The sequence below is a fragment of the Vibrio sp. TRT 21S02 genome (assembly GCF_050113675.1).
Classification (GTDB): Bacteria; Pseudomonadota; Gammaproteobacteria; order Enterobacterales; family Vibrionaceae; genus Vibrio.
The window spans coordinates 240,644-254,168 of sequence record NZ_JBNJOI010000003.1; the positions used below are offsets into that span (position 1 = coordinate 240,644).

Consider the following 13,525-nt stretch of genomic DNA (forward strand, 5'->3'; position numbering starts at 1 on the left):
CTAAATGCTCTGTTGCTGAAAAATAAAAAGCCCGAAGTTTCCTTCGGGCTTTGATTCAGACTTTACTTATAACTGATTGGCGTATGCGCTTTTTGCGCTTATTTACTTTATATATCGTCCAACCAACTACCCGTTGAGCGCGGGCAGTAAAAGCAGATTACTTGCTTAGGTCGTCTGCGTGCTCAGATAGGAACGCTGCAACACCTTTTGGTGATGCGTCCATACCTGCTTTACCTTCTTCCCATTGTGCTGGGCATACTTCACCGTGTTTTTGGTGGAAGTTTAGTGCATCTACCATGCGTAGCATTTCGTCGATGTTACGACCTAGTGGTAGATCGTTTACTACTTGGTGACGTACAAGACCGTCTTCGTCGATTAGGAAAGAACCACGGAAAGCAACGCCTGCTTCTGGGTGCTCTACATCGTACGCTTTACAGATTTCGTGCTTAACGTCAGCAACTAGTGGGTACTTAACTTGACCGATACCGCCATCTTCGATAGCAGTGTTACGCCATGCGTTGTGAGAGAACTGAGAATCGATAGAAACACCGATTACTTCAACGCCTTTAGCTTGGAAATCAGCTAGACGGTTGTCGAAAGCGATCAGCTCAGATGGGCAAACGAACGTGAAATCTAGTGGGTAGAAGAAAACAACCGCTTTCTTACCTTTAGTGAATTCTGCAAAGTTGAAGTTTTCAACGATCTCACCGTTACCTAGAACAGCTGCTGCAGTAAAGTCAGGGGCTTGACGACCTACTAGTACCATTTTTTTGCTCCTAAAATGTATGGTTAGTTCCAAACCACTCTTTGTTGTTTTGGTTTGGTCCGTGTTTGTACGAGACAAACTATAGTACAAATTGTAGTATTGAAAAAAGCGAAATAAATAGATTGAGTTAATCGAAAAAAACGATAATACGAGATCTTATAACGCCATCAAAAATGCATGACGAGATATTAATATAATTATGAATAAATGGCCCAGTTTGAAGCAGTTGCACTATTTGGTCACCTTGCACGAAACACGGCATTTTAGTGAAGCTGCTGAGCGATGTTTTGTTAGTCAGTCTACCTTAAGTAAAGGAATTCAAAACCTAGAAGAGCTTATTGGTTGTCCTTTGTATGAGAAAAAAGACAAAAAAAGCCCACTTGTTTTTACCCAAGCAGGAGAAATGGTGGTTCTCCAAGGGCGTGAACTTTTAGCCAAAGGACAAGATCTTGTTGAGCTTGGGCAAATTTGCCAAGGTGATGAGATGCAAGGTCAGCTCAAATTAGGATGTATCCCAACCATTGCACCGTTTTTGCTTTGCGATTTGGTGCAAGAGGTGAACCAACAATTTCCTCAATTGAATCTGCTTTTAAGAGAAGACACCACCACCAACTTATTGGCGGCGTTACGACATGGTGAGTTGGATGTGTTGATCTTAGCTTTGCCGGTCGAAATTGAAGGCATGGACAGTCAAGTAGTAGGGCAAGATCCTTTCCGAATGGTGATCAGCCGTAATCAGGCAGATGCGATCCGTGTCCCCATCAAATATGATGATCTGCCCGATGAATCAGTATTCTTGTTAGAGAAAGAGCACTGTTTAACAGAACATGCTGTCTCTGCCTGTAAACTGACAGATAGAGAAAAAATCAATCCTTTTACCGCCACCAGTCTACATACCTTAGTTCAAATGGTAGCTAATGGACTTGGTACGACATTCATTCCTCAAATGGCGATTGATCATGGATTGCTTGATAACCAAAACTTGGTGATTGTCGAGCCACCAGGTCAAAAGGCGTATCGTGATATTGGCTTAGTTTGGCGACCAAGTTCATCACGGGTGAGCTGTTTCCGCCAATTAGCGGAAGTGGTATCTGAACTGCTGTAGAAAATAGTCTTAGTCCTTCTTAACCAGCTAATACGATAAAAAGCACACTAGTTTTAGTGTGCTTTTTAGCATTTTATGCTGCGTGTAAACTTTAACTTGTAAAATTTTACAGCTCTTTTTTGATGAAGCTTTCATTAAATTGTGAAATTTCACAATGTTAATTTTACAGACTTGTCTTCTTGGTTTGTTTAAGGCTTCAAATGTCGTGACGCTTAATCCCTTGCCAGTGATGACGTTCTGTCCACTTTCTCTCATTCAAAACCCTGTTTAAAACAATTTTACATCATCAATTTCACTGTAATTAAATTACGTAATTACTTACATGCTGGAGGCTCAATTTAACCGGTTATTAGAAACGGAATAAAACTTTGAATTTTACTTTTTTGTAACTTTTGAGTTTTAACTCTAATGTTTGTTGGTGTAAGTTAAATAAAGGCTTTGTAAGACTTATGTCTAGATTGCAAAGCGAATTTAAGTGAGTGAAGGTATAGACGAAAGGCAGTAAAGAGACAGTAAGTATGCAAATCACTAGGATGTTTGGTTTGTTGTTTTATAGTTACAAATGTACCTCACTGCATCAAGATAGCTTTAAGGAAGAAGATTATGCTTGCCCAAACACCAGAGAAGAATCATATAACCGCAGAAGCCCAAGCGACCTTAGGCATGCTTGAGGTTACTGGTACCCTTTCGCCAGAACATCAGGCTATTTTCCCTGTCGAAGCCCAAACCTTTTTATCTCTGTTGTGTGCAAACTTTGCTGACAAGGTTGAGCCATTGCTTGCTGCTCGCGAAGAAAAACAAACTCGTATTGATCATGGTGAACTGCCCGATTTTTTACCGGAAACACAAGACATTCGTGAAGGCAGTTGGAAAATTTTAGGGATCCCGGAAGATTTGCAAGATCGCCGCGTTGAGATCACTGGACCGACGGATCGAAAAATGGTGATTAATGCCTTAAACGCCAATGTGAAAGTGTTCATGGCTGACTTTGAAGATTCAATGTCACCCGCATGGAGCAAAGTACTCGATGGCCAAGTGAATTTACGAGATGCGGTAAACGGTACCATTGAATACACCAACCCGGGAAATGGTAAACAGTACCAATTAACAGAAGATCCAGCGGTGCTGATCTGCCGTGTTCGTGGCCTGCATTTGAAAGAGAAGCATGTCTCTTTTAATGGGGCGATCATTCCGGGGGCTTTATTTGATTTTGCACTGTACTTCTACAACAACCACAAAGCCTTGTTAAACAAAGGCAGTGGCCCTTATTTTTATATTCCAAAGCTGCAATCTCACAAAGAGGCGCAATGGTGGAGCCAAGTGTTTCACTTTACAGAAGACTATTTTGGTTTAGATACCGGAACCATCAAAGCGACTGTTTTGATTGAAACATTACCGGCGGTATTTGAAATGGATGAAATACTGTTCTCGCTAAAAGAGCATATTGTTGGGCTCAACTGTGGCCGCTGGGATTACATTTTCAGTTACATCAAAACACTTAAGAAACACACCGACCGCGTGCTGCCGGATCGCCAAGTTGTGACCATGGATAAGCCGTTTCTCAACGCATATTCGCGTTTGTTGGTACGGACTTGTCATCGAAGAGGGGCATTTGCAATGGGGGGAATGGCCGCCTTTATCCCTGCAAAAGACCCACAAGCGAACCAAGTGGTGTTAGATAAAATCCATAATGATAAATCACTGGAAGCAAATAATGGTCACGATGGGACTTGGGTTGCCCATCCGGGGTTGGCGAATACTGCTATGGAAGTATTTACCGAAGCCTTAGGTGAGCGAACAAATCAATTGGATGTAAGTCGTGATGATGATGCGCCAGTAACAGCCGCAGACCTACTGCAACCCTGCGATGGTGAGCGCACCGAACAAGGTATGCGCCACAACATCCGTGTTGCACTTCAGTACATTGAAGCGTGGATCTCTGGCAATGGTTGCGTGCCGATTTATGGTTTGATGGAAGATGCAGCTACCGCAGAAATTTCTCGCGCTTCGATTTGGCAGTGGATTCAACATGGAAAAACGTTGGACAACGGTCAAGTGGTTACGAAAGCACTATTTGAGTGCTATCTCGCTGAAGAGATCGAAGTAGTAAAAACTGAAGTCGGGGAAGCTCGTTATCAAGCAGGGCGTTTTGAGGAAGCTGCTGACTTGATGGCTCGGCTGACAACCAGCGATGAACTGACCAATTTCTTGACCATCCCTGGATATGACTATCTGGATTGAGTCAAAACCTAATAACCAACAATAACGTGAAACATCGCTTTCAAAGACAGATCAGGAAGTACTGTCAAAGAAAAGGAAGAAGAGTGCGCTCAGCGCACAGCAAAAAGAGGGATAGACCAATGACACTAACTCGCCGCCAACAAATTGAAGCTCTGGAAAAAGATTGGGCAACCAACCCACGCTGGAAAAATGTAAAGCGCCCATATACTGCTGAAGAAGTGGTAGAACTGCGTGGCTCAATGGTACCAGCCAACACCATCGCACAACGTGGTGCAGATAAATTGTGGTCACTGGTCAATGGCAGTGCCAAAAAAGGCTATGTGAACTGTTTGGGTGCACTCACCGGTGGGCAAGCGGTTCAACAAGCCAAAGCGGGCATCGAAGCAATTTACCTCTCAGGTTGGCAAGTCGCCGCGGATAACAATACGGCTTCGACCATGTACCCAGACCAATCGCTCTATCCGGTGGATTCGGTACCTTCAGTAGTAAAACGTATCAACAATTCGTTCCGCCGTGCTGACCAAATTCAATGGTCAAATGGTAAGTCACCACAAGACGAAGGGGGGATTGATTACTTCCTGCCGATTGTTGCCGATGCAGAAGCAGGCTTTGGTGGCGTATTGAATGCCTATGAACTGATGAAATCAATGATTGAGGCGGGGGCTGCTGGGGTTCACTTTGAAGATCAGCTAGCCTCAGTGAAAAAGTGTGGTCACATGGGCGGTAAAGTACTGGTTCCAACTCAAGAAGCAGTACAAAAATTGGTAGCAGCTCGTCTAGCGGCGGATGTTTCGGGCACAACAACACTGGTGATTGCACGTACGGATGCGAATGCGGCCGATCTACTGACTTCGGATTGTGATCCATACGATAAAGACTTTATTGAAGGAGAGCGTACGCAAGAAGGCTTCTATCGTGTGCGTGCAGGAATTGATCAAGCTATCGCTCGTGGTCTTGCTTATGCACCGTATGCAGATCTTATCTGGTGCGAAACTGCAACCCCTTGCTTGGAGGAGGCGCGCAAGTTTGCAGAAGCGATTCATGCGGAATACCCAGATCAGCTGCTTGCTTACAACTGTTCACCTTCTTTCAACTGGGAGAAAAACTTGGATGCAGAAACCATCGCGAAGTTCCAGCAAGCACTTTCTGATATGGGCTACAAATACCAGTTCATTACACTAGCAGGCATCCACAATATGTGGTTCAACATGTTTGAGCTGGCTCATGATTATGCGCAAGGCGAGGGGATGCGCCACTACGTTGAGAAAGTTCAACGCCCTGAGTTCCAAGCGGCTGAAAAAGGTTACACTTTTGTCGCGCACCAACAAGAAGTGGGTACTGGTTACTTCGATAAAATGACCAATACGATCCAGGGTGGAAAATCATCGGTCACGGCACTGACGGGCTCTACGGAAGAGGATCAATTTTAATCCATGCTGTGAATTTCTGTTTAGGCATAAACTTTGATGCATTTGAGCGGCTTAGGCCGCTCTTTTTTATTCATATGAAAATTAAAGCTGGGCAACGAGGCATTAGCATCAAATTAAGTGCTGATGGGAGAGGCTGGCACTCAATGTTAGAGTAACAGCCTATAAGGAAAAAATTACAAAGTTAAACAATCAAGTAATGTTGTTTGATCGGGTAATGCACTTATCGCGCCTTTTTTCGTGGTTGCTAATGCGCCGCAGATATTGCCCCAACGAACGGCTTCAATCACTTTAGCTTCTTGCTGCCAATCATCATGCTGTGAGAGGTAGGCAAGTAAGCCACTGACAAATGCGTCCCCAGCTCCTGTCGTATCGACAACGTTGACGGATATTGAATCGACGTGGTGTTGCTGACCGTTAACGATCGCCAATGCACCATTTTCTCCCAGGGTGATGAGCACCAGCGGAATCGAGTAGCGAGATAGCTCTGTTAATCCCTCATCAAGAGAGCAAGTTTCAGTTAAATAGAGCAGCTCTTCTTCTGAAAACTTAACCACCTCGGCCAGTTTTATCGCACTCATCACAACGGGACGAATTTCTTGCGGCTGCTGCCATACTTCATCACGTAGGTTGGGATCAAAGCTGACAAAGCCATTTGCCTCTTTCATCGCTTTCATTGCTGCTAAGGTCGTTGAACGGCTCGGTTCGTTGGCAAGGGCAATCGAACAGCAGTGAAGCCATTGGTTTGCTGCAAACGAGGGGATATCCGTGAGCTGAGTAAACTGGTCAGCGCTAGGCTTAACCATAAAGGTGAAGGAGCGTTCGCCTTGATCGTCTAGGTCAACAATCACGGTTGAAGTTCGTTGCTCAGGGTCGAGCTTAAGGCTGTTTACATCAACACTTTCTTGATTAAGTACTTCAGCCATAAAACGCCCTAGAGGGTCATCTCCGACTCGGCCGAAAAATCCACATTGGCCAGAGAGTCTTGCAATCCCAACTGCAACATTTGCTGGAGCGCCGCCCGGACATTTTAGGTAGGTATTGTCGCCATCTGGAATCAGGTCTACAACAGCGTCACCGGTGAGCCAAACTTTGTTCATGATTTGTTCCTTACAAAGGCGCCCATCGGAGCATAGCAAGATGGGCTGGGTCATTGGTGTACCTAGGGGGCGGTACACCAATGAATTTATTGTTATTGACTATTTTTTACTGGGTTGTAGATACGAGTCAGGACAAAAGCGGTCGCAAATGCACTCGAAATAACCGTTAGATAACCGAGAACTGCCGTTAATGACTGCGAGTAAAGTAAGATACCTGGAATGAAGGTAATTCCCATACCGGTCGCACTGATGTTTAGTACGTAAGTAACCAAACCACCTACAGCGCCACCGACCATACCGAACATGAACACTTTACTGTATTGAAGGTTGACGCCAAACAATAACGGTTCAGTGATACCAAACAGTGTCGACATTGACGCGCTGTAAGCATTACCTTTCTTGATCTTATCTTTTAGTAGCGTCGCCACCGCGATAGCAGCGCCAAATTGACCAGCCATTGAAGCCGTACCTAGAGGCTGAAGTGGGTTCACGCCTGTTTCATTTAGTAGACCAATTTCAATTACGCCTAGTGCGTGGTGCAGACCAGTGATCACGATCATCTGCTGTACGGCACCATAAAGGATGTAACCTAGGCCAAGCGGTAGGTCTAGTGCCATACGCACCAATGAGGTACAGCCGTGTTCAATGGTTTGTAGGATTGGGCCAAAGCCGAACAGGATGACGAACACGGCAATCGTGATGGTCAAGAATGGCGTAAAGACTAAGTCCATACTGGCTGGAATAAAGCGGCGCAGGTTGCGCTCTAAGTAAGAGACAAACCAACCAGCAAATATCGCAGGTAGCACCGTGCCTTGGTAACCGACCAGTGGGAAGTTGATACCCAGCAGATTGACCATCATCGGCTCTGCGCCACCATTGGCGACCACCCAAGCATTAGGTAATTGCGGAGCAACCATCATCAAGCCCACAACAATGGCGATAATGGCATTGCCACCAAATTTCTTTGCCGCAGAATAAGCGATTAAAACGGGTAAGAAGGCAAAGGCGGTATCGGTCAGCATGCTAAACAGCGCCAGCGTCTCTGGTGAGAAATCGACGCCAGAGTGCAGCATCATGCCACGTAAACCCATCAATAAGCCGGTGGTGACCAGTGCTGGGATCAGCGGAATCAAAATATCAGCAAGCGTACGAACGACTTTTTGGCTTGCGGTCATATCGGCAAACGCATCTTGTTTGAAATCGTTGGTGTCAAACTCGCCACCCAAGGCGCGCTTGAGCGAGTCGTAGACATGAGAAACCTTGCCAGTACCAATAATGAACTGGTGTTGGCCTGACTGATAAAAGTACCCGCTGATTTGGTTAATCTCTTTTGCTTTGTCAGTGTTTACCTTGTCATTGTCTTTAAGGATGAGGCGCAAGCGCGTAGCACAATGCTCAGCGTTGCGGATGTTGTCTAGGCCCCCGATACTATCCAGTATCTCGGTTACGGTAGCGTCATAGTTCATTCTGTTCACCACTTTATTATATTGTAAGGTAGGTTAGGTGGGTATCGAGGTCAGCACCTTTTTCAGTCGATATAGTTAGCTGGTGGTTTTCTTGCTCAGGGAAGAAAAGACAGGTAAATACATCTCGACCATCATTAATATAAATTTCAATAATGCTTTGATCGCAAATGAAGTGAATATTGTTAATGTCGTAATCTGTTTGGTGTTGACGTTTATTTCCAAATTCCCAATCTTGGGTATGATGGTCATATAACGCTCTATCTAAAGTAATGGTGTTATTATTGACAGTCAGCGTTAACTCTTTACCACTTTGTGTGTTCAAAGAAATAGTTATATTTTTCTCTTTTGATAAGTGATTAACTTCTAGAGAAAAAGATAAGCTTTCTAGTTCAACTCCTTGATATTTTGATTGATATCCATTGTGTTTTATTAATGAATCTGAATTAATAATACTTGGGCGCTGAATTAATCGATTATTTTCAACGGCCAGTTCTCTAGCCAGCGTCAAGCAGTTAATCCAGCCCTGCTGTTCGCTCGGCAAGTGGTCATCTGTTCCTGCCCATGCAATCAGTGTTTGTTTCTCTGGTGCATTAGCCATGGTTTGTGGCGCGTAGAAATCAAAGCCACGGTCGAGTTCATCCCAATGACGAACAGTGAACGTCAGCTGCTCGAAATCCACTTGGCCCAAGCAGTAAATGACGTTGAATTTATTGTGGAAGCGCGTGCCATCAGCAGTCACGCCTTGAGGGGAAAAGATCAGCACGTCATGACCATCGACTTCTAGCAGGTCAGGACACTCATACATGTAGGCGTCAAGAAAGTCGCCGCTGACTTGAATATCTAGCGTCCCTTTGAACTCCCAGTCGAGTAAGTCAGGCGATTGGTACACGATGATCTCACCGCTTAAATCGATTTCTTGCTGAGCGCCCAGTAACATAAAGTAGTGATTACCACGTTTAACGATTTTTGGATCGCGTACATGGCCGGTGTAGCCTTGTGGTACTGATTCAATCACCGGGTTGAGAGCGTGTTTAATCACTTGATTGTTTTTATCTAAGATTGCTAAACATTGGTTGGCATCGCGTTCATCACCGCGTTTAACATTGCCGGTGTAGAATAGGTAACTGCGATCATTTTCAACCACGGCACCACCTGAATAAGCACCATGGGATTCATAACTTTCTAACGGGGTTATTTTTGAACCATGTTCAGACCAATTTAATAAATCATCAGAGGTTAAATGCATCCAATGTTTCATTCCATGATAAGTATCAAATGGAAACCATTGGTAAAATAAGTGATATTGGTTATTAAAATAACAAAAACCATTCGGATCATTTAATAACCCATGTGGTGGGGTAATATGAAATAGTGGACGAAATAAAGTGTTTGATTTTATTTCCTCAAACTTTTTATTATCTAATTCCGTTGCTGTGTTGATGGTTTTATATTTTTGTTGTTGCACGTTACTTACCTAATAACCTTGGGTTGAAGAAATCATAGAGAGCTTGATATAGGGTGAAAATAGCGCCGCACTTTTATTCACTCAATTTGACGGTGTTTTGAACAAATAGAGAACAGGTTGTGATGTAACACAAAGTCTTGTTACATGGCGAAGGTTAATATATGACGTTGATTGATAGAAAAGCTGGATGGGAGTGCAATGACGATTCGTGATGTCGCCAAAAAGGCAGGGGTCTCTATTGCCACTGTGTCTAGAGTGCTTAATGGCAGCGAGCGAGTTTCAGTTGAAGCTAAGCAAGCAGTAGAGCTAGCTATGACAGCGCTGAATTATCAAAAGCCTCCGCAGAAGCGCAAGAAACCAACCAAGCTGTTTGCCGTTATTGTGCGCAATATGTCCAACCCGTTTTTTTCTCAGCTTGTCGATGTATTGGAACAAGAAGCATACAAGCATGGCCGCAGTTTACTGTTGTTTAATAGCCGCAATAATCTTCAGCTAGAAAAGACCTTTTTGTCTGAGTGTATTAATCATAAAGTAGATGGGGTATTTCTTATCCCTCGCTCGCTAAAAGAGGGGTATTTAGCGCCATTGAAAGCGTTGCCTTTTCCTGTGGTATTGCTGACAGCAACTGCACCCGGCACCATTAGTATTGGTACTCATCATCAGCATGGTGGCGAGCTAGCAGCAAAACATTTTGTCCAGCAAGGTTATCGAAGGCTGGGTTACATCGGAGCCAGTGATACGCAGTCTGATCGTTTATGTGGTTATCGAAACCAACTCCAGAAATTGGGCGTTGACTTACCCAAATCTAGTGTACTGGCACCATATAACTCAGACACTTTGTACCAATTCATCGACAATAAAATCATTCATAGTGATAGCCCAATTGAAGCTGTATTTTGTTCAGATGATCTAGCCGCTGGCCATTTGCACCATGCTTTAAGGGAGAAACAGCTTGAGCAAGAGGTTGATATAATAGGTTTTGATGATACCTATATTGCCCAGTCATTAGGCTTTTCAAGTATTAAGCAACCGATAGGAAAAATTGCCCTACTTGGGTTTGATATGATGATTGAAGCTATCCTGCAACAGGAGTTAAAGCAGCGATTAGTATTATTAGAGCCAACACTCACAGTAAGGCAACACACACCACTTAGTGTGATTTCTCGTCAGCCAGAAATTTTACGTAGTAAATAACCTCACTAACGCTAAGAAGTGAACCTTCTTAGCGCAAATAAACTGAGACTATTGTACCTATTCCATTTCTTCTGGCTCTACTTCTTCTTGCAGTTCAAGTAAGTTAATCGCAATCGCAACAAAGTCACTGTCAGTGATGATCCCAACTAATTCACCATTATCAACCACAGGAAGACAGCCTACTTTATGTTTTTGCATATAGAGGGCGCTTTGTTTCAACCCTGCTTTCGGTGAAACGGTCACCAGCCCTGTGTGCATCACTTCATGCAGTGGAGTACTGAGTGTATAAGTATCAGTGTCGGGAAGTTTTTGTAAGCTAGATTCTTGAGCGGCAAGAATATCGCGCTGCGAAACGATGCCAAGCAACTTTCTGTCCGCATCAACAACCGGAATATGTCGAATATCAAGGGCATGCATTGTGCTTTTGGCATCGGCCAGTGAGTGAGAACGCAACAGGGTGTGCGGGTTGCGCGTCATCATATCTTCAACTTTGAACATGGGCTGCCTCCTGTCGTTGGCCTTATACTATTTAATATAGGAAGAAATCGTATACAGTTCTGAGAGCAGCGTCCTCTTTCGATAAAATATTCGTTATGGATAGAAGTGATACCTCTGAAATATCAATGACTTCAGAGGTATCAATGGACTAGATCCTAAAGAAACTTAATAGTACTTTTTGCTCAGATGCCAGAGTAGAAAGTTCTTCGCTGGTGGTTTTACTTCGCTTCACTCCAGAGGCATTCTCATTGACGATGTCGAACGTGCTCGAAACGTTTCGAGAGATGTCCTGAGTTACACTAGATTGCTCTTCTGATGCAGTGGCAACTTGGGTGTTTACATCAGAAATCTCAGTGACTGATTTCGAAACCTCAGCAAATGAAGCTTGTAGATCAGAGTTAATGGTTTGTGATTCATTAATCAGTACCAGATTAGATTGCATGTGTTGGCTGGCAACATCCGCTTGGTTTTGTAAACGAGAGATGATCTCTTGAATATCAACAGTAGATTGTTGAGTCTTAGCGGCTAAAGAGCGAACCTCATCAGCAACCACTGCAAACCCTCGACCCTGATCACCAGCGCGGGCAGCTTCGATCGCGGCATTCAATGCCAGTAGATTTGTTTGCTCAGAGATACTGTTGATCACATTGATAACCTCGCCGATTTCATGCGAGTAATCCACCAACTGATCGACGATGACATTGGTGTCTTCGATTGAGTGGCTCATCTTATTGGATAGTGCATCAGAACGGTTCAAGGCTTGTTGACCATTGTTGACATAGTTCGTGGCTTCGCTTGCCGCTCTCTCTGCGTGTGCCGCGTTTTCGCTGACATTGCTCGCTGTACTTGCCAATTCAGTTATTGCTGTCGCGATTTGTTCAACTTGACTGAGCTCTTGCTGAGCATTGCTTTCCGTATCAGACATGGTCATGTTGAGCTCTGTTGCCGCAGACGATACACGATCAGAGATCCCGTGTAAGCCGGTTAGCAACTTACTTAGCTCATCACGCATCAACAAAATATTGGCGTAAATCCCGCTCTCATTCCCAGTGGTCTTAATTTGACTGGATAAATCGCCTTCAGAAACGGCATGAACGATTTTTTCGATTTCATTTGGCTCACCGCCAACCGTGCGTAATATGCTTCTGTATATGTAAATACCTAAAAACACGGCTAACAAGGTTGCAAGAATGGAGATAAATAGCAGAATGGTTTTAGAGCTTTCTGTGGTCGAAATAAGCTCAGGGCCTACGGTGTCTTGCTGCTCTTTGGTGAGCAGTTTTACGTTTTCTATTTGCTGCGCAGCGGATGAACCAATTTCATTTAGTCGTGTTCGTAGTTGCGTTAGGCTTTGGTCGATCGTTTCGATGGCTAAGAACTCTTTTTCGTAGTTATCGATACCACGGTTAAAGTCCTCGAATAATGACTTTTCTTCGGCAGAATAAGCAATGAGCTCTAAGTTTTTCCAGTTAAAGCGAATTTTGTCGATGACTTCCAATACTTTGGCTGCGTCTTGTGTCGTACCAGTAGTAAAGTAAGTGACACTGCTATTCCAGCCCACTCGAAGTAACTCCAGTATCTCGGTGAGACGAAGCGCTGTGTCGAGTTGATTGTTGTTCTTAGCTTGTTCTATTAGGGTATTGAGGCTTTGTCTTACCTCGGTTCCTGCTTGTCCCAATTTACCATTAATAATCCGCTCTTTTTGCGCCAGCTGCGCCGCTTCTTGGTTAAATAGCAGACCATAGTCAGAGACCAGTAGCTTAATACTATTGAATTCAGTGTTTAGCTCAGGCTCCGATGTACGTTGAATCGTGGTATCCAACAACAACAAACTTGCTTGCAGGCGCTTTTCTACCGTGGCTTTGTATGTCTCATCTTGTTCGTGAATGTATTTGAGGGCGGCGATACGTGCTTCAAGAATGTTCGCTTGTATTCGTCCTGTGTATACGCTGGCTTGCGCTAAGTAGCGATAGTTTTGAAATCCCTTATAGGCTTCATCAAATCGAAAAAACGACAATGTGGAAATGATGAGTAGTAACGTCACGACTACACCAAATCCAAACCCCAGTTGATGTCTTAACAGCATTCTTACCTCTTTATTACTGTCTATAAAGTTAATGAAATATTTATTGTTGTTATTAATCCCGTGTTAAGGATTTATTAACCTTATTAATAATGTTGTTTTTATCAGTGAGAAGCTTTGCAGTTTTTATAAACGAAATGTTTTGTTTCAATTTAATACTGCACCTTGCTATTGCGCGTG

10 protein-coding genes are annotated in these 13,525 nt (G+C 43.8%); 4 read left to right on the top strand and 6 right to left on the bottom strand.

Annotation, left to right across the window (positions count from 1 at the left end; genetic code table 11):
* Positions 1-157: 157 nt before the first annotated feature.
* Positions 158-766 carry a peroxiredoxin C gene (locus ACQEXU_RS05195; RefSeq protein WP_005424820.1) on the bottom strand — a complete coding sequence of 203 codons (609 nt, stop codon included), beginning with the start codon at positions 764-766 and terminating at the stop codon, positions 158-160.
* Positions 767-965: 199 nt separating this feature from the next.
* Between ACQEXU_RS05195 and ACQEXU_RS05200 the strand changes: the two genes are divergently transcribed.
* The 3 genes from ACQEXU_RS05200 to aceA all read left to right on the top strand — a co-directional run bounded on the left by ACQEXU_RS05200 (position 966) and on the right by aceA (position 5,542).
* A complete protein-coding gene (locus tag ACQEXU_RS05200) occupies positions 966-1,871 on the top strand; it encodes a hydrogen peroxide-inducible genes activator (protein ID WP_367987162.1) in 906 nt (301 codons plus the stop codon).
* A gap of 603 nt (positions 1,872-2,474) precedes the next feature.
* On the top strand, positions 2,475-4,112 hold the full coding sequence (gene aceB, locus ACQEXU_RS05205) for a malate synthase A (protein WP_427009950.1): 1,638 nt from the start codon (positions 2,475-2,477) through the stop codon (positions 4,110-4,112).
* A gap of 119 nt (positions 4,113-4,231) precedes the next feature.
* On the top strand, positions 4,232-5,542 hold the full coding sequence (gene aceA, locus ACQEXU_RS05210) for an isocitrate lyase (protein WP_367987160.1): 1,311 nt from the start codon (positions 4,232-4,234) through the stop codon (positions 5,540-5,542).
* Between the two features lie 173 nt (positions 5,543-5,715).
* Here aceA and ACQEXU_RS05215 read toward each other — a convergent pair whose 3' ends face one another.
* The 3 genes from ACQEXU_RS05215 to ACQEXU_RS05225 all read right to left on the bottom strand — a co-directional run bounded on the left by ACQEXU_RS05215 (position 5,716) and on the right by ACQEXU_RS05225 (position 9,570).
* Positions 5,716-6,639, bottom strand: coding sequence for an aminoimidazole riboside kinase (locus ACQEXU_RS05215; protein ID WP_427009951.1), 924 nt, complete (start codon positions 6,637-6,639; stop codon positions 5,716-5,718).
* A gap of 92 nt (positions 6,640-6,731) precedes the next feature.
* A complete protein-coding gene (locus ACQEXU_RS05220; protein ID WP_427009952.1) occupies positions 6,732-8,105 on the bottom strand; it encodes a PTS transporter subunit EIIC in 1,374 nt (457 codons plus the stop codon).
* A 16-nt stretch (positions 8,106-8,121) separates the two neighbouring features.
* On the bottom strand, positions 8,122-9,570 hold the full coding sequence (locus ACQEXU_RS05225) for a glycoside hydrolase family 32 protein (RefSeq protein WP_427009953.1): 1,449 nt from the start codon (positions 9,568-9,570) through the stop codon (positions 8,122-8,124).
* 198 nt (positions 9,571-9,768) lie between these two features.
* Here ACQEXU_RS05225 and ACQEXU_RS05230 point away from each other — a divergent pair, with 198 nt between their 5' ends.
* Positions 9,769-10,764: a LacI family DNA-binding transcriptional regulator gene (locus ACQEXU_RS05230; RefSeq protein ID WP_427009954.1), complete on the top strand. Its 996-nt coding sequence runs from the start codon at positions 9,769-9,771 to the stop codon at positions 10,762-10,764.
* 57 nt (positions 10,765-10,821) lie between these two features.
* On the opposite strand, the gene ACQEXU_RS05235 is transcribed toward ACQEXU_RS05230, so the two are convergent.
* Positions 10,822-11,262 (bottom strand): CBS domain-containing protein, encoded by a 441-nt coding sequence (locus tag ACQEXU_RS05235; RefSeq protein ID WP_427009955.1) that lies wholly within the window; start codon positions 11,260-11,262, stop codon positions 10,822-10,824.
* A gap of 148 nt (positions 11,263-11,410) precedes the next feature.
* Complete coding sequence (locus tag ACQEXU_RS05240; RefSeq protein WP_427009956.1) at positions 11,411-13,348, bottom strand: methyl-accepting chemotaxis protein; 1,938 nt, start codon at positions 13,346-13,348, stop codon at positions 11,411-11,413.
* Positions 13,349-13,525 lie beyond the last annotated feature (177 nt).

Coding starts and splice junctions, on each gene's coding strand:
- ACQEXU_RS05230 (WP_427009954.1), top strand. CDS start 9,769: ATGACGATTCGTGATGTCGCCAAAAAGGCAGGGGTCTCTATTGCCACT.
- ACQEXU_RS05235 (WP_427009955.1), bottom strand. CDS start 11,262: ATGTTCAAAGTTGAAGATATGATGACGCGCAACCCGCACACCCTGTTG.
- ACQEXU_RS05240 (WP_427009956.1), bottom strand. CDS start 13,348: ATGCTGTTAAGACATCAACTGGGGTTTGGATTTGGTGTAGTCGTGACG.
- ACQEXU_RS05220 (WP_427009952.1), bottom strand. CDS start 8,105: ATGAACTATGACGCTACCGTAACCGAGATACTGGATAGTATCGGGGGC.
- aceB (WP_427009950.1), top strand. CDS start 2,475: ATGCTTGCCCAAACACCAGAGAAGAATCATATAACCGCAGAAGCCCAA.
- aceA (WP_367987160.1), top strand. CDS start 4,232: ATGACACTAACTCGCCGCCAACAAATTGAAGCTCTGGAAAAAGATTGG.
- ACQEXU_RS05215 (WP_427009951.1), bottom strand. CDS start 6,639: ATGAACAAAGTTTGGCTCACCGGTGACGCTGTTGTAGACCTGATTCCA.
- ACQEXU_RS05200 (WP_367987162.1), top strand. CDS start 966: ATGAATAAATGGCCCAGTTTGAAGCAGTTGCACTATTTGGTCACCTTG.
- ACQEXU_RS05195 (WP_005424820.1), bottom strand. CDS start 766: ATGGTACTAGTAGGTCGTCAAGCCCCTGACTTTACTGCAGCAGCTGTT.